Source organism: Isoptericola sp. NPDC057391 (assembly GCF_042668085.1).
Classification (GTDB): domain Bacteria; phylum Actinomycetota; class Actinomycetes; order Actinomycetales; family Cellulomonadaceae; genus Isoptericola.
Window position 1 is genome coordinate 1 of record NZ_JBHVBO010000049.1, and the last position, 22,691, is coordinate 22,691.

Genomic DNA, 22,691 nt, shown 5'->3' on the forward strand with positions numbered 1-22,691 from the left:
GGTTTCGGCGCGAAACCGGGCCACGATCCCACCCACAACGCTTCTTCGGGTCAGCGGAAGCGGCGGCCCTCGTCGCGGCGGTAGGCGCCGACGGCGAGGACGGCGAACAGGGCCGTCCAGCCGAGCAGCACCACCCACGCCAGGCCGTACGCCGGCTGGCCGGTGAGCGCCTGCACCAGCAGGTCACGACCGGCGCGCGTCGGCGTGGCCTGCGAGATCGCGTCGAGCCAGCCCGGGAACATCTGCGGCGGCAGGAAGAGCCCGCCCGCGAAAGCCAGCGGGAACAGCACCACCTGCACCACCGGCAGCGCGGCCTTGGCCGACAGCGAGTAGCCCACCGCCATGCCGAGCAGCACGAACGGCACGGAGACCAGCAGGATGGTGCCCACCCCGGCGAGCAGCTGCCCGACCGTCACGGTCGCGGCGGTGAACAGCCAGGCGATGAGGATCAGGGGCACCAGCCCGAACAGCGCGAAGATCGCGCCGTTGCCGATCCGCGCGACCATCCGCGGGCCGGGGCCGGCGGGCAGGGAGCGCAGGAACGGGTCGAACGGGAGCTGCCGGTCCTCGGCCACCCCCAGCCCGTAGGTGAACAGGCTGGCCGAGCAGACGGCGAAGAGGCCCAGCGAGGCCACCGACATCGTGGCCCACACGGGGTTCTGCGCCACCTCGCGCTGCGGCACGACGAAGAAGAACATCGCCAGCGCGGGAAACAGCATGTTGCCCAGCACCGCGATGGGCACGCGCACCGTCTCGAGGAACTGGTAGCGCAGGTGCAGCCAGGTCAGCGCCAGCGGGCCGGGGGCCGCCGCTCGCGCAGGGGTCGTCGTCGCGCTCATCGGGCCGCCTCCGTCACCATCTCCTCGAACGCCTCCTCGAGGCTCGCGCCCCGGATCCGGAGGTCCTGGAAGTCCACGTCGTCGCGCACCAGCGACCGCACGAGGGCGTCCGCGTCCGCGGTGTACAGCTCCTGGGTGCCGTCGTCGAGGCGCTCGGCGCGCACGACGCCGGGCCACGCGGCCAGGTCGGCCGTCGCGCGCAGCGCCACCCGCCGCAGGCCGACGCGGCGCAGGATCGCCTCGAGCGTGTCGTCGGCGCGCACCACCCCGCGGTCGATGACGACGACGCGCTGCGCCAGTGCCTGCACCTCCTCGAGGTAGTGGCTGGTGAGCAGCACGGTGCCGCCGCCCGCGTGGTAGGCGCGGATCGCGTCCCACAGCGCCTGGCGGGCGCCGACGTCGAGGCCGGTGGTGGGCTCGTCGAGCAGGACGACGCGCGGCCGTCCCACGAGCGACAGCGCCACGGCGAGCCGCCGCTTCTGCCCGCCGGACAGCGCGCCCGTCTGCCGCTTCGCGAGGTCGGTGAGGCCGAACTGCTCCAGCAGCTCACCGGTGGGCACCGGGTCGGCGAAGTGCCCGCCGACGAAGTCGACCACCTCGCGCACCCGCAGCGTGGCCGGCAGCCCGGTCTCCTGCGGGGTGATGCCGAGGCCGGCGCGACTGGCGGCCTCGCGCGGGTCGCCGCCCAGCAGGCGCACGGTGCCCGCGTCGGGGCGGCGCTGCCCGCTCACCAGCGACAGCAGCGTGGACTTGCCCGCCCCGTTGGGCCCGAGCAGGCCCACCAGCTCGCCGGGCCCGACGTCGAGCGACACGTCGTCGAGCGCGACGACGTCGCCGAACCGCCGGGTGACGCCGTGCACGGCGACGACGCCGGGGACGGTAGGTGGCGAGAGCGCGGCGTCGCCCGGGGCGGGCGCGCGCTCGGGCGGTCGGGTGCGGGTCATGATCCGGCTCCTCTCAGGAGGCCGGTGAGGGCCTCGGTGTAGTCCTCGAACGCCCCGCGCCCCTGAGACGTGAGCGCGAGGTAGGTCGCGGGGGTGCGACCCTCGTGGGTCTTGGTGACGCGGACGTAGCCGGCGTCCTCGAGCTTGCGCAGGTGGGTGGACAGGTTCCCCGCGGTCATGTCGAGCAGCTTCTGCAGCTTGGGGAAGCTCAGCTCGTCTCCCGGGCCGAGCGCCGCGAGCGTGGCGACGACCCGCAGCCGGGCGGGCGCGTGGATGACCGGGTCCAGCTCAGGCACGGGCCGCCCCCTCCCGCACCGAGCGCCGGCGCCGGACGATCACCAGGTGCTCGACCGCCGCCATAAGCAGGAACCCGCCGCCGCCCGCGATCGCCATCACGAGGTAGGCGCCCGGCAGGCCCACCAGGGACGCCGCGCCCGCGACCAGGAGGATCCACACCCCCAGCACGTACAGGCGGCGGTCGTCGAACGCGACTCCCCCGCCCACGTAGAGCAGCCCGACGACGAGGCACGCCCCGCCGTTGCTGGCCAGCCCCATCACCTCCGGGCCCGCGCCGGCCCGGGCGAGGCCGCCGAGGAACATGCTGAACACCAGGAACCCCAGCACCCACCCCCACCCGTACAGCGTCCCGGTGCGGGCCGAGACGCCGCGCGTGCCCGCCGTCCGCGTGATGGTGTGCACCATCGTGAAGACGACGGCCGCCGCGAGCAGCCCGGCGAACAGCCAGTACGCCCACGGCTCGGGCTGCGTCCGGCCCCGCGCGCTCGTCCACAGCACGAGGAAGCCGGCGAGCCAGGCGACGCCCCAGGCGCCGTAGAGGGCGCGGCCGTCCGGCCCGAGGGCGGCGCGGGCGCGGTCCTGCTGCTCGCGCAGGATGCGCAGCGACTCGGCGGCCGCGGCGCGCCCGGCGTCGACCGCACCTGGCCCGACGTCGGGACCACCCTCGGGCCCGACGTCCGGGGCGTCGCGCCGGTCGGGAGTCTCAGTCATCGCTACCTCGCAGAGAACTTTGCGCTACAAACTTGTTTGTCAACCTTGGCACGACTCGCCGGCACGCACAACCCTCAATAAATGTGATATCACTTTGCTATCGCATCGCCGGGGCGGTCCCGGCGACCCGAGCACAGGAGCCGCCATGCCCGAGAGCACCGTCCCCGTCCAGGAGTCCGTCGGCGGCGAGCCCACCGGACGCCCCGTCGGCCACGACGGCACCCGCGTCGAGGTCGCGGAGCGCCCGGCCTGGTCGGTGGGCGCCGGCGGCACCGCCCTCGGCGTGGTCCTGGCCCTCCTGGTGCTGGCCGTCGGCGTCCTCGGCGCCGTCTCGGACGACGCCCCCGTCATGGTGTGGCTCTTGGGGCTCGGGCTGCTGATCGCGCTCGCCGTGCTCACCGGCATCTCGGTGATCAGCCCGGGCGAGACGCTGGTCGTGCAGCTCTTCGGCCGCTACCTCGGCACGGTCCGCCGCACCGGCCTGGTCATGACCGTGCCGCTCAGCACGAAGCGCCGGGTGTCGGTGCGCGTGCGCAACTTCGAGACCAGCGAGCTCAAGGTCAACGACGCCGACGGCAACCCCATCAACATCGCCGCGATCGTCGTCTGGCAGGTGGCCGACACCGCCCGGGCGAGCTTCGCCGTCGAGGACTACGACGACTTCGTCTCCGTGCAGGCCGAGTCCGCGCTGCGCCACGTCGCCATGTCCCACCCCTACGACGGCGGGGACGACGTCGAGTCGCTGCGCGGCGCGACGGAGCTCGTGTCCGGGGAGATCGCCACCGAGGTCGCCGCCCGCGTCGCCGTCGCCGGCGTCGAGGTCGTCGAGGCGCGCATCTCGAACCTCGCCTACGCCCCCGAGATCGCCCAGGCCATGCTGCAGCGGCAGCAGGCCGGCGCGATCATCGCCGCCCGCTCGCGCATCGTCGAGGGCGCCGTGTCGATGGTGGAGGACGCGCTGAACCGCCTCGAGTCGGAGGGCGTCGTCACGCTCGACGACGAGCGCCGCGCCACGATGGTGTCCAACCTGCTGGTCGTGCTGTGCGGCGAGAGCCGCGCCACCCCCGTCGTCAACGCGGGATCGCTGTACCAGTGACGCCCGCTCCCGGCGAGCAGGGGCCCGAGCCCGGGGACGACGACGCCTCGTCCCCGGGCTCCGGGCGTGCCGCCCGCCCCCCGCGCAAGCAGGTGCTCCTGCGCCTCGACCCGGCGATCCACGACGCCGTCGCCCGCTGGGCCGCGGACGACCTGCGCAGCGTCAACGCCCAGATCGACCTGCTGCTGCGCCGGGCGCTCAAGGACGCCGGACGGCTGCCGCGGGACGCCGCCCCGAGCCGGCGTCCCGGCCGCCCGCCGTCCTCCTGATCGTCGTGGGCGATCAGGGGCGGGTGCTATAACCGGACGGTGGCCGACCCGCAGACCGCCGTCCCGCCCGGCACGCTCCCCTCCCCCGTCGCGCCCGCCACGACGCCCGGCGCCCGACGTCGCACCACCGCCGAGATCTGGATCGTGCTGGGCCTCAGCCTGGGCCAGAGCGGCGTGTACGCCCTGGTCAACATCGCCGCGCGGCTCACCGCGGACACCCCGCTGGCGGAGCAGTCCGCGACCCTCAACGCCAGCCAGTCCGACCGGTCGCTGCTCGACCTCACCTACCAGCTGCTCGGAATCTTCTTCGCGCTCGTCCCGGTCGCGCTGGCGCTGTACCTGCTCAGCGGGCGGGCGGGCACCACGTGGCGGGGCACGCGGCGTCGGATCGGCCTCGACTGGGGCCTCGAGGACGCGCGGCCGGGCCGCGACGTCGCGTGGGGGTTCGCGCTGGCGGCCGCCATCGGCATCCCGGGGCTCGCGTTCTACGCCCTCGGCCGCGTGCTCGGCATCACGGTCCAGGTGCAGGCCAGCGCCCTGAACGAGCACTGGTGGACGGTGCCGGTGCTGATCGTCGCCGCCCTGCAGAACGGGCTGCTCGAGGAGGTCGTGGCCGTCGCCTACCTGCACGAGCGCACGCGCGACCTCGGCTGGTCGCGCCTGTGGTTCGTCGTGTGGAGCTCGCTGCTGCGCGGCTCCTACCACCTGTACCAGGGCATCGGGCCGTTCTTCGGCAACGTCGTGATGGGCGTCGTCTTCTCGTGGTTCTACACCAGCCGGTGGGGCCGGCAGCGGGTCGTGCCCCTCGTCGTCGCGCACACCCTGCTCGACGTCGTCGCCTTCGTCGGCTACGCGCTCCTGCCCCAGGAGTGGAAGGACGCGCTCGGCCTCTGACCCGCCGAGGTAGTTCCTCTCCCGCCGAGGTAGTTCGCGGGACACAGGCCCAGAACTACCTCGCGGAGTCTCGAACTACCTCGGCGGGAGAGGTACTACCTCGGCGCGCGCAGGGCGTGCAGCCCCTCCCGGTGGGCGGCCTGCGCCTCCGGGTCGGGCAGCGGCAGCGAGGCCAGCAGCTGCTTGGTGTAGTCCTCGCGCGGGGCGCCCAGCACCTGCTCGCCCGTGCCCTCCTCGACCAGGTGCCCGCGGTAGAGCACCGCGATGCGGTCGGCGAGGAGGTCCACGACGGCCAGGTCGTGCGAGACGAACAGGCAGGCGAAGCCCAGCTCCTTCTGCAGCTCGGCGAAGAGCTCCAGCACGCGGGCCTGCACCGACACGTCGAGGGCCGACGTCGGCTCGTCGGCGATCAGCAGCTCCGGGTCGAGCGCCAGGCCGCGCGCCAGCGACGCGCGCTGCCGCTGCCCGCCGGACAGCTCGTGCGGGAAGCGGTCGCCGTAGCTGCGCGGCAGCTGGACCGCCTCGAGCAGCTCGTCGACGCGTCCCCGCGCGGCCTCCGGGTTCCGCGCCCGGCCGTGCACGACCAGCGGCTCGGCCACGCACTCGGCGATGGTGAGCAGCGGGTTGAACGACGTGGCCGGGTCCTGGAACACGAACCCCAGCCGGGGGCGCATCGCCTTGAGGTCGCGCCCCTTGGCGCCGCGCATCTCGGTGCCGAGCACGCGCAACGACCCGCCGCTGACGGGCGTCAGGCCGGCGATGGCGCGGGCGATCGTCGTCTTGCCCGAGCCCGACTCCCCCACCAGGCCCAGCACCTCGCCGGGGCGGATCGCGAGGTCCACGCCGTCCACCGCGGTGAACGCCGGCTGCCGGAACCGGCCCGGGTACGTGATGGTCAGCCCCTCGGCCCGCACCACTGGCTCGGACCCCGCCCACCCGTCGGGCCGCGTGGCCGCCCGCTCGACGGCGCGGGCGGTGCCCTCCCCGACGCGCGGCACGGCCTTGAGCAGCGCCTTCGTGTAGTCGGCCTGCGGGTCGGCGAACAGGTCGCGCACCGGCGCCTGCTCCACGACCTTGCCCTGGTACATCACGGCCACGCGGTCGGCCAGGTCGGCCACCACGCCCATGTTGTGCGTGATGAGCACGATGGCGGTACCCGTCTCGTCGCGCAGGTGGCGCAGCAGGTCGAGGATCTCGGCCTGCACGGTGACGTCGAGCGCCGTCGTCGGCTCGTCCGCGACGATGAGGCTGGGCCCGAGCACCAGTGCCATCGCGATGACGATGCGCTGCTTCTGCCCGCCCGAGAACTGGTGCGGGTAGTGGTCCACGCGGTGCTCGGGGTCGGGGATGCCGACCGTGCCGAGCACCTCGATCGCCCGGCGCCGCGCCTCCTTCTTCGACACGTCTCCGTGCGCCCGGATGCCCTCGGCGATCTGCCACCCCACCGTGTAGACGGGGTTGAGCACGCTGGACGGCTCCTGGAACACCATCGCCACGTCGCGGCCGCGCACCTGGCGCAGCTTCGCCGCCGACACGTTCACGACGTCCGTCGTCGCGCCGTCGCGCCCCGTGAGGACGACGGCGCCGCTCGTCGTGGCCGTCTCCGGCAGCAGGCCGAGGATGGTCTTGGCCGTGACCGTCTTGCCCGAGCCGGACTCGCCGACGACGGCGAGCACCTCGCCGGGCCGGACGTCGAGGCTCACGCCGTCGACGGCCCGCACCGGGCCGGCGTCCGTGGCGAACGAGACCGCGAGGTCCCTGATCGACGCGACGGCGCCGTGCGGCGCGACGACGTCGTTCGATGCGGCGGCACTCATGCGTCGCCTCCCTTCGGGTTCTCGCGGGGCTCCGCGGACGCGGGGTTCTGCGGGTCCGTGGCCTCCGCCTCGACCGACGTCTGCGCGACCGCGCCGGCCACCTGACCCGACCGGGCACGCGAGCGCAGGCGCGGGTCCGCGAGGTCGTTGAGCGACTCGCCCATGAGCGTCATCCCCATCGCCGCGAGGACGATGGCGAGGCCAGGGAACAACGCGGTCCACCAGATGCCGGAGGTGACGTCGGCGAGCGAGCGCTGCAGGTCGTACCCCCACTCCGCCGCCGCGGTCGGCTCGATGCCGAAGCCGAGGAAGCCGAGACCCGCGAGGGTGAGGATCGCCTCCGAGGCGTTGAGCGTGACGATGAGCGGCAGGGTGCGCGTCGAGTTGCGCAGCACGTGGCGGGTCATGATGCGCCAGTGCCCCGTGCCGAGCACGCGCGCCGAGTCGACGAACGCCTCCGCCTTGATGCGCACCACCTCGGCGCGCACCACCCGGAAGTACTGCGGCACGAACACCACCGTGATCGACAGCGCGGCGGCGAGGATGCCGCCCCACATGCTCGACTGCCCGCCGGAGATGACGATCGCGAGCAGGATCGCGAGCAGCAGCGACGGGAACGCGTAGATCGCGTCCGCGATCACCACGAGCACCCGGTCGAGCCAGCCGCCGAAGTACCCGGACACCAGGCCGAGCAGCACGCCGACGACGATCGACGACAGCACGGCCACGATCACCACCAGCAGCGCCGTGCGCGCCCCCCACACCACGCGGGACAGCACGTCGTAGCCGCCCACCGTGGTGCCGAACCAGTGCTCGGCGCTCGGCGGCATCTGGGCGCCGAACGCGCCGTCGAGGTCGCGCAGCTGCGACCAGCCGTACGGCGCCAGCAGCGGCGCGAACACCGCGACCAGCACGAACAGGGCCGTCAGGACGAGGCCCGCGACCAGCATGCCGCGCTGCAGCCCGACGCTCTGGCGCACCTGGTGCACCACGGGCAGCTTCTTGAACCAGGCGCCCCGGCCGCCCACGTGCTCGGGGGCCGTGCCGGCGATGCCGACGCTCGTGATCTCTCCGCTGGCCATCAGTACCTCACCCTCGGGTCGATCAGGGCGGCGAGGACGTCCACGAGGAAGTTCGTCACCGCCACGACCACGGCCATCAGCACGACGATCCCCTGCACGGCGACGAAGTCGCGCGCCTGCAGGTACTCGGACAGCTGGAAGCCCAGGCCGCGCCACTCGAACGTCGTCTCGGTGAGCACGGCGCCCACCAGCAGCATCGCGACCTGCATGCCCGCCACGGTGATGATGGGGATGAGCGCCGGGCGCCACGCGTGCTTGCGCACGAGACGGCTCTCCTTGACGCCGCGCGAGCGGGCGGCGTCGATGTACCCGGTGCCCAGCGTGCCGATCATGTTGGTGCGCACGAGCCGCAGGAACACGCCGGCCGTGAGCAGGCCGAGGGCGACGGCGGGCAGCACGGCGTGCGAGAGCACGTCGAGCACGACCTCGGGGTCGCCGGTCTTGAACGCGTCGACCAGCATGAAGCCGGAGTCGGCCCCGGCGAGCTGCATCGCGATCTCCCCGTCCGTGGACACGCGCCCCGCCACCGGGAACCAGCCCAGCCAGACGGAGAACACGAGCTTGAGGATGAGGCCGGCGAAGAACACCGGCGTCGCGTACGCGAGGATCGCGAGGATGCGCAGCACCGCGTCCGGCAGGCGGTCGCGGAAGTAACCGCTGACCATGCCGAACGGCACACCCAGCACGAGGGCCACGAGGACCGCGTAGAAGGCGAGCTCCAGGGTCGCGGTGCCGTACGTGGTGAGGACCTCGGTGACCGGCCGGTTGTCGCTGATCGTGGTGCCGAAGTCGCCGGAGAAGATGCCGGTGAGGTACTCCCAGTACTGCACCACGATGGGCCGGTCGTACCCGGCCGCATGGATCAGCTCGGCGAGCTGGTCGGGCGGCAGCTTGCCGCCCAGCGCGGCGGTGATGGGGTCACCGGTCGCGCGCATGAGCACGAAGACCGTGGTGACCAGGATGAACACGGTGGGGATGATGAGCAGGAAGCGCACCAGGATGTAGCGTCCCAGTGCGCTTCCTGCCGTACTACGTGAGGCCACGGGAAGAGCTCAGTCCGTCTCTCAGCCCTTGGCCAGCGCGGCGTAGCGGAACTTGAACGACGCGTCGAGCGTGTCCTCCGTGCCCGTGACGTCGGCACCCGTGACCGCGACCTGCGCGCCCTGCAGGTACGGGACGGTCGACAGGTCCTTGGCCTCGGCCTCCTGGATCTGGCCCAGCAGCTCGGTGCGCTTCGCCTCGTCGGCCGTGACGGCCTGCTCGAGGATCATGTCCTCCACGTCCTGGTTCACGTAGTGGTTGCCCAGGAAGTTCTCCTTGAGGAAGAACGGCGTGAGGTAGTTGTCGGCGTCCGAGTAGTCCGGGAACCAGCCGAGCTGGTACGCCGGGTAGACGTCGGCCGTGCGGTCCTTGGAGTACTGCACCCACTCGGTGGTCTGCAGGTTGACCTTGAACAGGCCGCTCTCCTCGAGCTGGTCCTTGATGAGCGCGTACTCGTCGCCCGACGACGGGCCGTAGTGGTCGTTCGAGTACTGCAGGTTCAGCTCGACCGGCGTGGTGACGCCCGCGTCCGCGAGCGTCTTCTTCGCCTTGTCCGCGTCGGGGCCGCCCTGGCCGTCGCCGTACATCTCCTTGAGCGGCTCCGTGGCGCCGGTCAGGCCCTCGGGCACGAAGGAGTACAGCGGCGTGTAGGTGCCCTTGTAGACCTGGTCGGCCAGCGCCTGCCGGTCGATGAGGTCGGCCACCGCCTGGCGCACCGCCGTGGCCTTCTTCGGGTCGGCGTCGGGCTGCTTCTCGCCGTACGGCTGGGTGTTGAAGTTGAACGTGATGTACCGGATCTCGCCGCCGGGACCGTCCACGACCTTGACCGCGTCGTCGCCGCGCAGGTCCTCGATGTCCGTGGGCGACAGCGAGCGGAACGCGACGTCCACCGAGCCGTCCTGCACCTCGAGCTTGAGGTTGGACGCGTCCGTGAAGTACTTGGCGGCGATCTTCGGCGTCTTGGCCGCGCCCAGGATGCCCTCGTAGCCGTCGTACGCCTCGTAGCTGATGAGCTCGTTGGCCTTGTAGCTCGTGATCGAGTACTGGCCGGCGAACGCCTTGCCGTCGACGATCTCCTGGTCCGGCGTCACGGCGTCGGGCGAGAAGACGTCCTCGTCGACGATCGGGCCGACGGGCGAGGACAGGATCTGCGGGAAGATCTGGTCGTTCTCGCTCTTGAGCTTGAAGACGACGGTCGTGTCGTCGGGCGTCTCGACCGAGTCGAGGTTGTACAGCAGCGACGACGGGCCGTTCTCGTCTGCGATCTTGAGCTGGCGGTCGAAGGTGAACTTCACGTCGGACGAGGTGAGGTCGTTGCCGTTGGCCCACTTCAGGCCCGGCTTGAGCTTCACCGTGTACTCCGTGGGCGCCGTGAACTCCGCCGACTCCGCGATGTCCGGCTCCACGTCCGGGCTGCCGTACGGCGTGTTCAGCAGGAACGGGTAGATCTGGTTCATCACCGCGAACGACCCGTTGTCGTACGACCCGGCCGGGTCGAGCGACGTGATCTTGTCCGTGGTCCCGATGACCATCGACTCGGCGCCGCCTCCGCCGTCGCCGCTCCCGCCGTCGCCGGAGCCGCCGCCGCACGCGGTCAGCACCAGCACGAGGGCTGCTGTCCCTGCGGCGCCTGCGAGCAGCCGTCGCGAGCCTCTGATGGCACTCATGGTCGTGGTCCCCTTCGTCCAGGCCGGCCGCGGCGGGTGGCCGCGGACTCGTCACGATGCGGGCGTTTCTAGCACACCGTCGTGTCGCCCCCGTCACGGGTGTGGGTCACACCCGGACGCGGGTTCGCATCGTGGTCCGGGAACCTACCACCGCTCTCCACCTCGTGTCACAGGCCGTGAGGCCCGGTAACACCTAGACTTTCCGGCATGTCCGGAGCGAGCACCGCGGGTCCTGCCGGGGATCCGTCGCACCGGAACCCCGCGGGGGACGCCGCCCCGCCGACCGGTCCGCTGCAGGCGCTGCTCGGCGGTGACACCTCCGACCAGGGCACGCCGACCGACCTGGTGCGCGTGGTCGACACCCCCGAGGCCCGCGTGCGGCACCCGTCCGACATGCTCGGCATGGTGGTCAGCGCGCTGGGCGTGGCCCTCGTGCTGGTGCTGTCGGTGGTCGCGCACGCCACCACCGAGGGCGTCACCCAGGACGTGCGGACCTTCAGCTCCCTGCTGGCGCGCATCCTGTTCGTCCCGGTCGCCCTCCTCGAGGGCCTCATCACCCTGTTCGTCCCGGCGGCCGTGCTGGTCGAGCTGGGCTGGCGCCGGCTGGGCCGGCAGGTGGTGGAGTCCATCTGCGCCGCCGCCCTGGGCCTCGTGCTCGGCGTCGTCACGGCACTCACCATCTCCCGGTTCGGCAGCGACGAGCTGGTGCGCGGGCTGTCCGTGTTCACCGACGGCGCGTGGCAGCTCACCATCCCCGGGTACGTGGCCGCGATCGCGGGCCTGCTCACCACGGCCGGGCCGCGCACCCGCCGCCGCACGGTGCGCTGGTCGTGGAACGTGCTGTACCTGGCCCTGTTCATCGTGCTCATCACGGGCCAGGTGTCGCTGCCGGGCGTGCTCGTCGCCCTGCTGCTCGGCCGCCTCGCCGGCCAGGCGGTGCAGTACGTGTCGGGCGTGCGCAGCGAGCGCGCCTACGGCGCCGACCTCGTGGCGGCGGTGCGCCGCGCCGGCTTCCACCCGACGGCGCTGGTGCGGGTGCGCGACGTCTCCGCCGTCGTCGACGACGAGGCGGACGCCGACCGCCCGACCGCCGTGCCCGAGGACCCGGTGGCGTCCTACGACGCGGACGGCGACGAGGTCGACGAGGTCACGGACGACGAGGTGACCCTGCCGCAGGACCCCACGACGGCGGACGCGGCGGCCGTGGCCCTCACTCGCTCCGGCGACAACCGGGTCTACGCGCTGTTCACGGGCGACGGCGAGCCGCGCCGCGACGTCGTCGTGCTCGACGGCGACCGCCAGGTGCTGACCACGGTGCAGCGGTTGTGGCGCGCCCTGCGGCTGCGCGGCCTGGAGGGCCGCGCGGCGATCTCGCTGCGCGCCGCGGCCGAGCGCACGGCCCTGCTCGCGTACGCGGCCCAGGCCGCCGGCGTGCGCACCCCGCGGCTGGAGGGCATCGGCGTCGCGGACGACTCCGTGGTGCTGGTGCAGGAGCACGCGCGCGGCGCCGTCTCGCTGCGCGACCTCGAGCCCGACGACCTCGACGGGCCGCGCGGCGACGCGGTGCTCGCCCAGGCGTGGGTGCAGCTGCGGCGGGCGCACGACGCCGGGCTGACCCACCACGCCCTGACGCCCGACGTCGTGCTGGTGCACCGCGACCTCTCCGGCGCGCCCCACGTGTGGCTCACCGGGTGGGAGCAGGGCGAGATCGCGTCGGGCACCCTGTCGCGGCGGCTGGATCTCACGCAGATGCTCGCGCTGCTGGCGCTGAAGGTCGGCGCGCGCCGTGCGCTCGCGTCCGCGGTGCGGGCCCTGCCCGACGAGGACATCGCCGCCATCGGCCCGCTGCTGCAGTCCATCGCACTGCCGAGCCCGACGCGCGAGGAGGTGCGGCGCACGAAGGGCCTGCTGGACGAGCTGCGCGAGGCGCTCGTCGAGCGCCTGCCGCAGGCGGACGTGCAGCCGCAGAACATCACGCGCTTCGGCGCGCGCACGGTCATCATGCTGACGCTGACGATCGTCGCCGTCACGGTGATCGTCACGACGCTGAACTTCGAGGAGATCGCCTCCGCGATCACCGAGGCCAACCCGTGGTGGGTCGCCGCGTCGTTCCTGCTCGGGGCCGTGACCTGGTTCGGCGCGGCGCTGACGTTCAGCGCGTTCTCCCCGGAGCGGCTGCCCCTGTGGCGCGCCACGCTCACGCAGATGGCCGGGTCGTTCGTCGCGCTCGCCGCCCCGGCCGGCATCGGGCCGGCGGCGCTCAACCTGCGCATGCTCACCCGTCGCGGGGTGTCCACGCCGATGGCGGTCGCGACCGTCGCGCTGGTGCAGCTGTCGCAGTTCGTCGTCACGGTGCTGCTGCTCGTGGTGCTGTCGGTGTCCACCGGCTCCGGCGGCCTCATCGACCTGCCGTCGACCACGGTGCTCATCGCGATCGCCGGCGTCGGCGTCGCCGTCGTCGCCACGCTGCTGGTGCCGTCCGTCCGCCGGTGGGCGTGGGAGAAGGCGCGCCCGACGCTGGAGCAGGTGTGGCCGCGGCTGTCGCAGATGCTGGGCCAGCCCACCCGCCTCGCACTGGGCCTCGGCGGCAACGTCATCATGACGCTGGGCTACGTGCTGGCGTTCGACTTCGCCCTGGCCGCGTTCGGGCAGTCGCTCAACCTCATCGATGTCGCGGTGATCTACCTGGTCGGCAACTCCGTCGGCGCCATGGTGCCCACGCCCGGCGGCCTGGGCGGCGTCGAGGGCGCGCTCATCGCCGGCCTCACCGCCGCCGGCATCCCGGCGTCGCTCGCCGTCACCGTGACCATGCTCTACCGCGTGGTCACCTACTGGGCCCGCGTGCCGATCGGCTGGGTGGCGATGAAGCGCCTCGAGAAGACGGGCGACCTCTGATCGACCTCTGAGAGACCTCAGCCACGCCGCGCGGTCAAGACAGTTGTCTCATACCGTGGCTCCCGTGAATCGTGCCAGGGGGATGTTCAGTGCGCTCGCGGCGCTCTCGATCGCCGCGCTCTCCGCCGTCGTGGCGCCCACGGCGGCCACCGCGGCGACGACCGCCGGCTGGGCGGGGTGGGAACCGCTCGCCGGCTCCGCCGGCGACTGGTCGACGACGATGCAGCTGCCCGCGGGCGGCTTCCCCGCGGCGTCCATGACGTCGGACTCCCGGGGCGGCGTCGGCGTGATCTCCGGGGCCTCGACCTGGCTGGCGGACTCGACGCCGCCCGGCGAGGTGTTCGGCTCCAGCCGCGGCGAGCCGTACGTCAACCTGCGGCCGCAGGCCGACCGGGCGACGGCGCCGTCCACCACGACCTACACCTTCGAGCGGCCGACCCCGGCCGGCGGCTGGGCGTTCGTGCTCGGCGACATCGACGCGGACAGCGCCACGGTCCGCGCGCTCGGAGAAGACGGGCAGCCTCTCACGACCGACGAGCTGGGCTGGCAGGGCGGGTTCAACTACTGCCAGGGCGCGGGCACACCGTCGTGCACCGACACCGAGGTGCCCACCTGGGACCCGGCCACGGCCACCCTCGTGGGCAACCCGACGGCCACCGACACCAACGGCGCCAGCGGCTGGTTCCGTCCGACCGTGCCGGTCACGAGCCTGACGATCGAGTTCACCTGGCGCTCGGGCTTCCCCGTGTACCAGACGTGGTTCGCGTCGCTCGCGCGCGACGTCACCGGGACCGTGACGCTCGACGACGGCAGCCCGCTCGAGGGCTCCACGCTCACACTCTTCGGCCCCGACGGCACGGAGCTCGCCACCACCACCTCCGGCGCGGACGGCACCTACGCGTTCGAGGGGTACACCGCCGCGCCGGGCTACCGGGTGGAGCTGACCGAGCTGCCCGGGCCGTCCGACGACCACCCGTTCGGCCTCGTCGCGGTGGGCTCCTCCGTCGTGGACGACGTCGACCTCAGCGAGACCGACGGCGTCGCCGACTTCCAGGCCCGCGACATCGAGCCCGTCGCCGTCAGCGGCACCGTGCTCGACGACGACGGCAACCCCGTGCCCGGCGCCACCGTGACGCTCACGCCGGTGGGCGGCGGCGACCCGCTGACCGCGGTCACGAACTCCCGCGGCGAGTACCTCGTGGACAGCGTCGCCTGGGACGTGGCGAACGACCAGCCGCAGGAGTACGAGTTCGCCCTGACCGACCTGCCGGAGGGGTACACCGTCACCGGGACCCCGCCGAACCTCACCGTCGCCGTCGGGCAGGAGGAGGCCAGCACCGGCAACGACTTCACCGTCCAGGGCCCGGCCACCGTGTCGGGCACCGTGACGGCAGGCGGGGACCCGGTCGCGGGTGTCGTGGTGACGCTCGGCGACCGCAGCACCACCACCGCGGCGGACGGCACCTACTCCTTCGAGGGCGTGCTGGCCGGCGCCCACACCGTCGGCGTCGAGGCGCCCGACGGGTACACCGTGGACGGCCCGGCCACCCAGCAGGTCACCGTCGGGACCGACGACGTCACCGGCGTCGACTTCGCCCTCGCGGCCGAGGGGGCGATCGGCGGCACGGTGACCGACGGCGCCGGCAACCCCGTCCCCGGCGCGACCGTCACCGTCGAGGGCCCGGGTGGCCCGTTCGAGCTCACCACCGACGACGAGGGCGTGTACTTCGTCGGCGAGCTCGCGACCGGCGACTACACCATCACGCTGACCGTGCCCGACGGCTACACGGCCGACCTGACCGAGCGGGACGTCACCGTCACGCCCGCCGGGGAGAGCTTCCTGGCCGAGGACTTCGCCGTCGTCGCGGAGGTCGTGGAGCCGCCGGCCCAGCCGGTGAGCGGCACCGTGACCGACACCGACGGCGAGCCCGTGGCGGGCGCCGAGGTGACCGTCACCGACCCGGAGGGCGAGGAGGCCGCGACCGTCACCACCGACGACGACGGCGCGTGGACCGCCGACCTGCCCGACGGCGAGTACGTCGCCACGATCACGCCGCCGGACGGCTACGTCGTCGAGGGGGAGGCGTCGCTGCCGTTCGAGGTGGCCGGCGGCGAGGTGAGCGGCCTCGACTTCGTGCTCGCGGTGCAGGAGGTCACGCCGAGCCCGAGCCCGGACCCCACCGCGGGCCCGACCACGCCGGGCGGGCCGGGCGCCGGAACCGGCACGGCCGGCGGAGGCTCCCCGACCGCGGGCGGCACGGGCAGCCTCCCGGTGACCGGTGCCGAGGTCGGCGCGGCCGCCCTGGGTGCGCTGCTCCTGGTCACGGCCGGCGGGCTGCTGCTGCGGGCGGCGCGCCGCCGGGGAGCGGACGTGGCCGAGAGCTGACGCCGGTCCGGGGGGACGGCGTCACCGCTCACCGCCTGGCGCCGCGGCCCACCGCGCCGCCAGGTGGTGGGCACCTCCTCACGCAGCGCCGACGGCGAGCCGTCGGCGTGAAGGCGTTTCCCCGCGCCTCCAGGACGTCGCTAGGCTCCGAGGATGCCCCGCGACGACCTCCGGGCCGTTCTCGACCCGTCGCCCCCACAGCTCGCGCTCATGGCCGCGACCGAGCGGCTCGTCGCGCGCAGCGGGCTCGAGGGCGCGAGCTCGCGGGCGATCGTCCGCGAGGCCGGCCAGCGGAACAACTCCGCCGTGACCTACCACTTCGGGACGCGGCAGAGGATGCTCGACGCGCTCTACCACTGGCGCAGCAAGCCGATCAACGAGCACCGGCGCCGGATGGTCGACGCGCTGCTCGCCGACGGGCAGGACCGTGACCCGGAGGCCCTGGTCCGGGCCTACGTGATCCCGCTCGTCACCGCGGTCGAAGGCCTCCGCCCCAGCGCCTGGGCCCGGTACACGGCCGCCGTCCTGCAGCACCGGCCGCTGGTCTTCATGGACTGGGTGCGGCGCGACGCGAAGCGGTACGAGGGCATCGACGTCCCGGTCGTGGGCACCATCGACCTGCTGGACCTCATGCGGACGGTGGCGTGCGACGGCGTCGAGCCGCTCGCCGGGCTGCGTGTCGCCACGGTCTCCCGCGCCGTGGTCGCCGCCGTCGCCGCCTGGGAGGCGGACGACGAGCGCGGCGACCCGGACCTCCCGCCGCTGGAGGTGCTGACCGAGCAGCTGGTGCGCGCCGCGACGGGGATGCTCACCGCCTGACGCGGCGTCCCGTCCGATAAGACGTCTATCTCATGCGGTCCGGCGGGCTGGTGGTTAGCCTCGCGTAGACCGGAGCGCGGACCGAGCGCGGGCCCTGTGGACGACGCCGCGGACGACGCCCCGGGGGACGACCTCGCGGGGGGCGGGGTCGCGACGTCTCTTGCGAGGTCCCGTGTCGGCAGAGCGCAGGCGCAACCCGACGACGCGTCGCCCTGACAGGGCCCGTCGTCCCCTCGGCGTGACGACGGGGAGAGTCCGCCCGGGCCTCCGCCGCAGGGTCGCACAGTCCGTGGCCCTGGCGGTCTGCCTGGTCGGGCTCGCGCCGCTGCCCGCGCCGACGGGCACGACGGCGAAGGCCGCCGAGGCCATCTGCGCGCCGACCGAGGCCGAGAACACCTGCCTCGAGTTCACCTACTCCGGTCCGCAGGACGCCTCGTTCGTGGTCCCCCAGGGCGTCACGACCGTCCGGGTCGACCTCAGCGGGGCCAACGGCGGTCGGTACACCGGATCCGCCTACGGGCGGGGCGGGCGCACGGAAGGGACGCTGACGGTGACGCCTGGCGACACCTACTCCGTGCGGGTGGGTCAGCAGGGCGCCGGCACGTCCGCCGGGACCACCTACGGCGGCGGGGGCGCCGGCGGTGGGTGCGGCGGCGGCTTCTGCGGCAGCAGCGGCGGCGGCGGGTCGTTCCTCTACGCGGGCGGCCCGACGGGGCCCGCGCGGGACACCGTCGTCGCGGTGGCCGGTGGAGGCGGAGGCGGCAGAGGCGGCGCCCAGGGCGGCGGGATGGGCGGCGGCGAGACGAGCGAGACCGGTGGGTACCTGGGCGCGCCCTCCGCGGGCGCCGGGTCGGCGACGCAGACCGCGCCGGGCAGCGCGGGGAGCGGCCCCTCCGGCTACGTGTCGGGCACCGCGGGGCAGGGGTTCCGGGGCGGCGACGGCGGCTCGAGCTTCAACGGCGGCGGCGGGGGCGGCGGCGGCTGGTACGGCGGCGGTGGTGGCGCGGGCGGCCCCTCCGACCCCAACCCGGTCAACGACAACATGGGCGGCGACGGGTCCGGCGGGTCGGGGTACGTCGGGGGCCTGGACGCCGGCGCGACCACCACCCGGGGTGCCACGGTCGGCCCCGGCGACGGACTGGTGCGCGTCTACTACGACCTGCCGGCGGCCGTGATCGAGGTGCCGGACGACGGGGCGCGCTCCACCGACGCCACCCCCGCGATCTCCGGCACGGCAGGCCCGGGCAACGTCGTCACCGTGACCGACGGGCCGGGCGGCGCGACGGTCTGCACCACGACCGCCGCGACCGACGGGACGTGGGCGTGCACCGCGACCGCGCTGGCGGACGGCGGCCACGAGCTCGTCGCGACCCAGACGAACGCCGCGGGCGACCCGTTCCCCGCGAGCGAGGCCGTCACCTACACGGTCGACACGACACCCCCGGCGACGCCCCGGATCACCGGGCCCGCGACCACCACGGACACCGGGACGGCGGTCACGGGCCGTGGCGAGGCAGGCAGCAGCGTCATCGTCCGCGCAGCGTCGGGCGACGTCGTGTGCGGGCCGCTGACCGTGCCGTCCGGGGGGACCTGGAGCTGCACGCCGGACCCGGAGCTCTCGTTGGGCGAGAACCCGCTGGTGCCGTCCGCCGCCGACGACCTGGGCAACACGGTGACGGGCCCGGAGTACGTCGTGACGGTCGAGGAGCCGCCGACACCGACGCCGACGCCCACGCCGACCGCGACGCCCACGCCCCGCCCCACGCCGACGCCGGCCCCCTCGCCCGGTCCCGCGGCGCCCAGGCCGCCCCGCGCCGCGCCGCCGGCGGCGCAGCAGGACGCGCCGCCCGCGTCACCCGCGCCGTCGACCCCGCCGGCCGACGTTCCCGACGGGCAGGACGGGCAGGACGGGCAGGACCGGCAGGACGAGGAGTCCGACGACGAGCCCGACGAGCCGCCGCCGGCCCCGGCGGCCGAGGGTCCCGCGCCGCCGGCCGCGGCCGAGCGCCCGATCTCGTTCGACGTGCAGATGCGCGCCGGAGAGATCCGCCGCGGAGAGGTGGGCCGCTTCGACGCCACGCTCGGCCCGAACCCCACGGGCGAGACGGTCACCCTCACCCTGTCCGGGCAGGTGAACAAGGGCTTCGTCTACCGGAGCGTCCGGGTGGAGCCGGAGGCACCCTGCGTCGTCGCACGGTCCACGTTCTCCTGCACGATCGTGCTGGAGCCCGGGGAGTCGGCCCAGGTGACTGTCCGCCTGCTCGCCGACGCGCTCACGGCTCCCGCCCTCGCGCGGCAGCAGCTCGCGGTGGCCGTCGGAGACGGCACCGGGGCCGGCGGCGGCGGGGGCGCTTCGGCAGCGGCCGCGGCCCTCGCCAACAGCACCACCGTCGTGACCGCCGTCGCCGACGACGAGCCCACCGACACGCAGGCCCTCGCGGCCGCGATCACCGACCAGCCCGGCAGCTTCCTGGTGCTGCTCACGCTCCTGCTGTACGCCCTCGCCGCCACCGTCGCCCAGCGACCCGGCCGATCCACGGAGGAACCATGACCCATCAGGTCGAGGAGATGCTGGCCGAGGAGACCCGGCCCGCACCGCCCCGCAAGCGTCGTAACCCCGCCCCGCGCATCCTCGCCGTCGTGGTGGCGCTGCTGCTCGCGTACTACCTCGTGATCGCCCTGTCGGGCACGCTGAACAGCTCGACCACCGTGGCGGTCACCGGCCAGCAGGAGGTCACGGGCGAGGACTACCTGACGCTGCAGATGAAGACGCAGGACGTCAGCCTCACGAACCGGTACGTCGAGGCCACCGTGCTGCCGATCCCGCACGGCGAGTACGTGGGCGAGCGGGCCGGCGAGATGTCGCAGAACCTGCGCATCGAGATCGTGTCCGCCGGGCAGACCACGTCGGTGGTCACGTACCCCGGGGAGTCGATCGTCGACCCGACGACGGTCACGCTCGCCCTCGACCGTGGCGACACGTTCTACCCGTGGGACCGGCCCTTCTCGAACTTCCAGGTGAGCGTGCGGAACGACGAGACCGGGGCGGACGTGCCGTTCGAGCTGACCATCGAGAACTCCGCGCGCCCCTGGGTGCTCACCGCGACCGTGGGCGAGCCGACGACGCAGGACGGCGTCTCCGTCCTGCCGGTCACGCTCGACGGCAACCGGGACGCCCTCAGCGTCACGCTGGTCGTCTTCTACCTCCTGGCGATCCTGCTCACCACGCTCATGGCCGTCGTCACCATCGGCAGCGCCATCCTCAAGAAGAAGCTCGAGTTCGCCAACGTCATCTGGTTGTCGGCCACCATGCTGTCGTTCCCGGCCCTGCGCTCCGCGATGCCCGGGGCACCGCCGATCGGGACCGCGCTCGACTTCGTCGTCCTGTTCCCGTGCATCTGCATCGTCGCGGCCATGCTCGTGTGGACCGGGGCGCACCTGCTGTGGCGCGAGTCCAAGGTGCTGCGGTCCCGCGAGCTGGGGGACGACGAGGAGGAGGACGAGTAGTCCCGCGACGAGCCGGCGAGCCGTCACCTGGTCGCCCGTGTCTCGGACACGTCCCACCGCGGGGAGGGCGCGGTCGACTCGTCGGGGACGACGTGCGTCCACGTGCTGTCGTCGGCGCGCATACCGCGCGTATCACCGCGGGGCGCCGCGGCGCCTGCGGTGCCTCGCCTCGCGTGGCATCCTCCTCGAGGACCCGCCGGACCTGCCGGTCGTGGTCCCCAGGAGGAGCGATGACGACGGTGGACCTGCCGACGCCCGCGTGCGGCCACGACACGTCCGGGCAGGGCCCGTCCTCGGCGTCGGCCGCCGCGGAGGAGCTCGACCGCGTGCTCGCCGGGCTGCAGTGGCGGTTCGTGGCCCGGTCCCGGCACGCGCTGGCTGCCGGCGGGTGGGCCGAGCACACGTCCGGCGACGCGGCGCTCCTGCTCGTCACCGACGGCCTGGTGCGGGTGCGCGGCGTGGGCGACGTCGCCGACCTCGCGCCCGGCGACTTCCTGTTCCTGCCCCACGGCCCGCGCTTCGAGGTGCACGCGCTCTCCGACGCGGCGGTGCAGTGCGTGCGGGTCGCGCCGGTCGGGGCGGACGACGGCGCCGGCGTGCTGCCCGCCGTCGTGCTCCTCACCGAGCTGCCGCAGACCGAGCCGACGGCCGCGACGATGCTGCGCTCGCTGGTGGAGGACTACCGCGCCCCGCGCAGCGTGCTGGGCGACCGGGTCGTCACGCTCGTCGCGTCGATGGCGATCAGCGCCTGGTACGCGCGCGGCTGCGCCCCGGCCCGCTGGCTGATGCAGCGCGAGGACCCGGGCCTGGCGAGCGCCGTCGCCGCCATCCACGCCGACCCCGGCCGCGAGTGGACGGTGGACGACCTGGCCCGCGTGGCGCTCGCGTCCCGGTCGGGGTTCGCCGCCCGGTTCCGCTCGGCGACGGGGCTGACGCCCGGCCGGTACCTCGCGCAGGTGCGCGTGGCGCACGCGCGCTGCCTGCTGACGGCGGGCGACCTGCCGGTCGCGACGATCGCCCGCCGCCTGGGCTACGGCTCGGACACGGCGTTCGGCCGCGCCTTCCGCCGTCACACGGGCGCGACGCCGTCCGAGTACCGCCGCGACAGCGTGCTGCGCACCAGGACCCCGCCCGCGACGGCGGCCACCGCGGCCACGAGGTAGGTCCAGCCGACCCCGACGGAGTCGACGCCGAGGCCGCCCACCGCGGACCCGAGGATGATCGCCGTCTGGAACGCCGCGACGACGAGCCCGCTGCCCGCCTCGACCTGGTCCGGCATCATCCGCGTGATCCACACCTGCACCACGTTGAGGATGCCGCCGAACGCCGCGCCCCAGACCACGACCGCGGGGTACACGAGCAGCGGCACGGCGGACGCCAGCCCGACGGCCGCGACGCTCGCGCCGACGGCCACGGGGACCGCGAGCAGCAGCACCGCGAGGTGCCGGTCGACGAGCGCCCCGATCGCGAAGTTGCCGACCAGGCCGCCGACGCCGAACAGCGCGAGCAGCACCGCGACCGTCCCGACGTCAGCACCCGGCAGCAGCGACAGCGCCGGCCGCACGTACGTGTAGCCGGCGAAGTGCCCGCCGATCACCGCGACGATCGCCACCAGCCCCAGCGCGACGCCCGGCGACCGCAGCGCCCGGCCCGTCGCCGACCAGCCGATGCCCGGCGTCGGCGTCACCGGCGGCAGCGCGACGCGCATCGCCACCGCCGTCACCACGGTGACCACCGCGGCGGCCACGAACACGACCCGCCAGCCGGCGGCGGCGCTGAGGATCACGCCCAGCGGCACCCCGGCCACCGTGGCGACCGTCGTCCCCGCGTTGACGATCATCATGGCCCTGCCCACCCGGTCCGCCGGGACCAGCTGCGTCGCGATGACCAGCGACATCGACCAGTAGCCGCCCAGCGCCGCGCCCAGCAGCAGCCGGGCCGCCATGAGCACGCCGATGCTCGGCGCGACGGCCACCAGCACGTTCGAGGCGACCGCGCCCAGCGCGAGCACCACGAGCAGCGTGCGCCGGTCGGTGCGCGGGAACAGGGAGCCCAGCACCAGGGCGGTGAGCAGCGCCGTCAGGGCCGTGGCGCTCACCGACAGGCCCACGACGCCCTCGGAGACACCGAGGTCCTGCGCCACCGGGGTGAGCACCCCGGGCGGCAGGAACTCCGCCGTCACGAGCGAGAAGCTGCCCAGGAACATCGTGGCCAGCGCGAGCCCCGCGCGGCGCGGCGGGAGCGGGCCGGGTGTGCCCGTCGTGCTGAACGTTCCGGCCGCCGCGGGTGCCGTGGCCGTGTCGATCGGGTTCGTCGTCATGCTGGTCGCAACAACGCACGGCGGCGCGCGGGCCGACCGGGACGCCGTCGGACTCGATCCAGACGCCAGGCCGGGTGCCGCCCGAGCCCACGCCCCGGGAACGCCGG

Annotated in this window: 18 protein-coding genes; 9 read left to right on the forward strand and 9 right to left on the reverse strand. The window is 74.0% G+C overall.

Annotation, left to right across the window (positions count from 1 at the left end):
- Positions 1 to 50 precede the first annotated feature (50 nt).
- The 4 genes from ACFUVW_RS08875 to ACFUVW_RS08890 are packed head-to-tail and all read right to left on the reverse strand — an operon-like array spanning position 51 to position 2,791.
- Complete coding sequence (locus ACFUVW_RS08875) at positions 51 to 839, reverse strand: ABC transporter permease (RefSeq protein ID WP_430570963.1); 789 nt, start codon at positions 837 to 839, stop codon at positions 51 to 53.
- Entirely contained in the window at positions 836 to 1,783 is a 948-nt protein-coding gene (locus tag ACFUVW_RS08880) for an ABC transporter ATP-binding protein (RefSeq protein ID WP_430570964.1), read from the reverse strand. The genes ACFUVW_RS08875 and ACFUVW_RS08880 overlap by 4 nt, the downstream gene beginning before the upstream one ends.
- A complete protein-coding gene (locus ACFUVW_RS08885) occupies positions 1,780 to 2,079 on the reverse strand; it encodes a transcriptional regulator (protein WP_430570965.1) in 300 nt (99 codons plus the stop codon). The genes ACFUVW_RS08880 and ACFUVW_RS08885 overlap by 4 nt, the downstream gene beginning before the upstream one ends.
- Complete coding sequence (locus ACFUVW_RS08890) at positions 2,072 to 2,791, reverse strand: hypothetical protein (RefSeq protein ID WP_430570966.1); 720 nt, start codon at positions 2,789 to 2,791, stop codon at positions 2,072 to 2,074. Before ACFUVW_RS08890 ends, ACFUVW_RS08885 begins: the two co-directional genes overlap by 8 nt.
- 145 nt (positions 2,792 to 2,936) lie before the next feature.
- Between ACFUVW_RS08890 and ACFUVW_RS08895 the strand changes: the two genes are divergently transcribed.
- From ACFUVW_RS08895 to ACFUVW_RS08905, 3 genes are read left to right on the forward strand one after another with little or no spacing between them, the layout of a single operon-like run.
- Entirely contained in the window at positions 2,937 to 3,887 is a 951-nt protein-coding gene (locus tag ACFUVW_RS08895) for an SPFH domain-containing protein (protein WP_430570967.1), read from the forward strand.
- The gene (locus ACFUVW_RS08900) at positions 3,884 to 4,156 is read left to right on the forward strand and encodes a hypothetical protein (RefSeq protein WP_430570968.1); all 273 of its coding nucleotides are present in this window, start codon (positions 3,884 to 3,886) and stop codon (positions 4,154 to 4,156) included. Before ACFUVW_RS08895 ends, ACFUVW_RS08900 begins: the two co-directional genes overlap by 4 nt.
- Before the next feature lie 39 nt (positions 4,157 to 4,195).
- On the forward strand, positions 4,196 to 5,050 hold the full coding sequence (locus ACFUVW_RS08905; protein WP_430570969.1) for a CPBP family intramembrane glutamic endopeptidase: 855 nt from the start codon (positions 4,196 to 4,198) through the stop codon (positions 5,048 to 5,050).
- Between the two features lie 95 nt (positions 5,051 to 5,145).
- On the opposite strand, the gene ACFUVW_RS08910 is transcribed toward ACFUVW_RS08905, so the two are convergent.
- The 4 genes from ACFUVW_RS08910 to ACFUVW_RS08925 are packed head-to-tail and all read right to left on the reverse strand — an operon-like array spanning position 5,146 to position 10,657.
- Positions 5,146 to 6,867, reverse strand: coding sequence for a dipeptide ABC transporter ATP-binding protein (locus ACFUVW_RS08910; protein WP_430570970.1), 1,722 nt, complete (start codon positions 6,865 to 6,867; stop codon positions 5,146 to 5,148).
- Positions 6,864 to 7,949 carry an ABC transporter permease gene (locus tag ACFUVW_RS08915; protein ID WP_430570971.1) on the reverse strand — a complete coding sequence of 362 codons (1,086 nt, stop codon included), beginning with the start codon at positions 7,947 to 7,949 and terminating at the stop codon, positions 6,864 to 6,866. Before ACFUVW_RS08915 ends, ACFUVW_RS08910 begins: the two co-directional genes overlap by 4 nt.
- Complete coding sequence (locus ACFUVW_RS08920; protein WP_430570972.1) at positions 7,949 to 8,992, reverse strand: ABC transporter permease; 1,044 nt, start codon at positions 8,990 to 8,992, stop codon at positions 7,949 to 7,951. Before ACFUVW_RS08920 ends, ACFUVW_RS08915 begins: the two co-directional genes overlap by 1 nt.
- A gap of 21 nt (positions 8,993 to 9,013) precedes the next feature.
- On the reverse strand, positions 9,014 to 10,657 hold the full coding sequence (locus ACFUVW_RS08925) for an ABC transporter substrate-binding protein (RefSeq protein WP_430570973.1): 1,644 nt from the start codon (positions 10,655 to 10,657) through the stop codon (positions 9,014 to 9,016).
- Positions 10,658 to 10,864: 207 nt separating this feature from the next.
- Here ACFUVW_RS08925 and ACFUVW_RS08930 point away from each other — a divergent pair, with 207 nt between their 5' ends.
- The 6 genes from ACFUVW_RS08930 (at position 10,865) to ACFUVW_RS08955 (ending at position 21,427) form a co-directional block, all read left to right on the forward strand.
- The gene (locus ACFUVW_RS08930) at positions 10,865 to 13,552 is read left to right on the forward strand and encodes a flippase-like domain-containing protein (protein ID WP_430570974.1); all 2,688 of its coding nucleotides are present in this window, start codon (positions 10,865 to 10,867) and stop codon (positions 13,550 to 13,552) included.
- Between the two features lie 64 nt (positions 13,553 to 13,616).
- On the forward strand, positions 13,617 to 15,938 hold the full coding sequence (locus ACFUVW_RS08935) for a collagen binding domain-containing protein (protein ID WP_430570975.1): 2,322 nt from the start codon (positions 13,617 to 13,619) through the stop codon (positions 15,936 to 15,938).
- A 153-nt stretch (positions 15,939 to 16,091) separates the two neighbouring features.
- On the forward strand, positions 16,092 to 16,757 hold the full coding sequence (locus ACFUVW_RS08940) for a TetR/AcrR family transcriptional regulator (RefSeq protein WP_430570976.1): 666 nt from the start codon (positions 16,092 to 16,094) through the stop codon (positions 16,755 to 16,757).
- 289 nt (positions 16,758 to 17,046) lie between these two features.
- On the forward strand, positions 17,047 to 19,308 hold the full coding sequence (locus ACFUVW_RS08945) for an Ig-like domain-containing protein (protein ID WP_430570977.1): 2,262 nt from the start codon (positions 17,047 to 17,049) through the stop codon (positions 19,306 to 19,308).
- Positions 19,305 to 20,264: a DUF4436 family protein gene (locus ACFUVW_RS08950; protein WP_430570978.1), complete on the forward strand. Its 960-nt coding sequence runs from the start codon at positions 19,305 to 19,307 to the stop codon at positions 20,262 to 20,264. Before ACFUVW_RS08945 ends, ACFUVW_RS08950 begins: the two co-directional genes overlap by 4 nt.
- 230 nt (positions 20,265 to 20,494) lie before the next feature.
- Positions 20,495 to 21,427, forward strand: coding sequence for a helix-turn-helix domain-containing protein (locus ACFUVW_RS08955; protein ID WP_430570979.1), 933 nt, complete (start codon positions 20,495 to 20,497; stop codon positions 21,425 to 21,427).
- Here ACFUVW_RS08955 and ACFUVW_RS08960 read toward each other — a convergent pair.
- The gene (locus ACFUVW_RS08960) at positions 21,334 to 22,584 is read right to left on the reverse strand and encodes an MFS transporter (protein ID WP_430570980.1); all 1,251 of its coding nucleotides are present in this window, start codon (positions 22,582 to 22,584) and stop codon (positions 21,334 to 21,336) included. The two genes, ACFUVW_RS08955 and ACFUVW_RS08960, sit on opposite strands and share 94 nt — an antisense overlap.
- Positions 22,585 to 22,691: the final 107 nt, after the last annotated feature.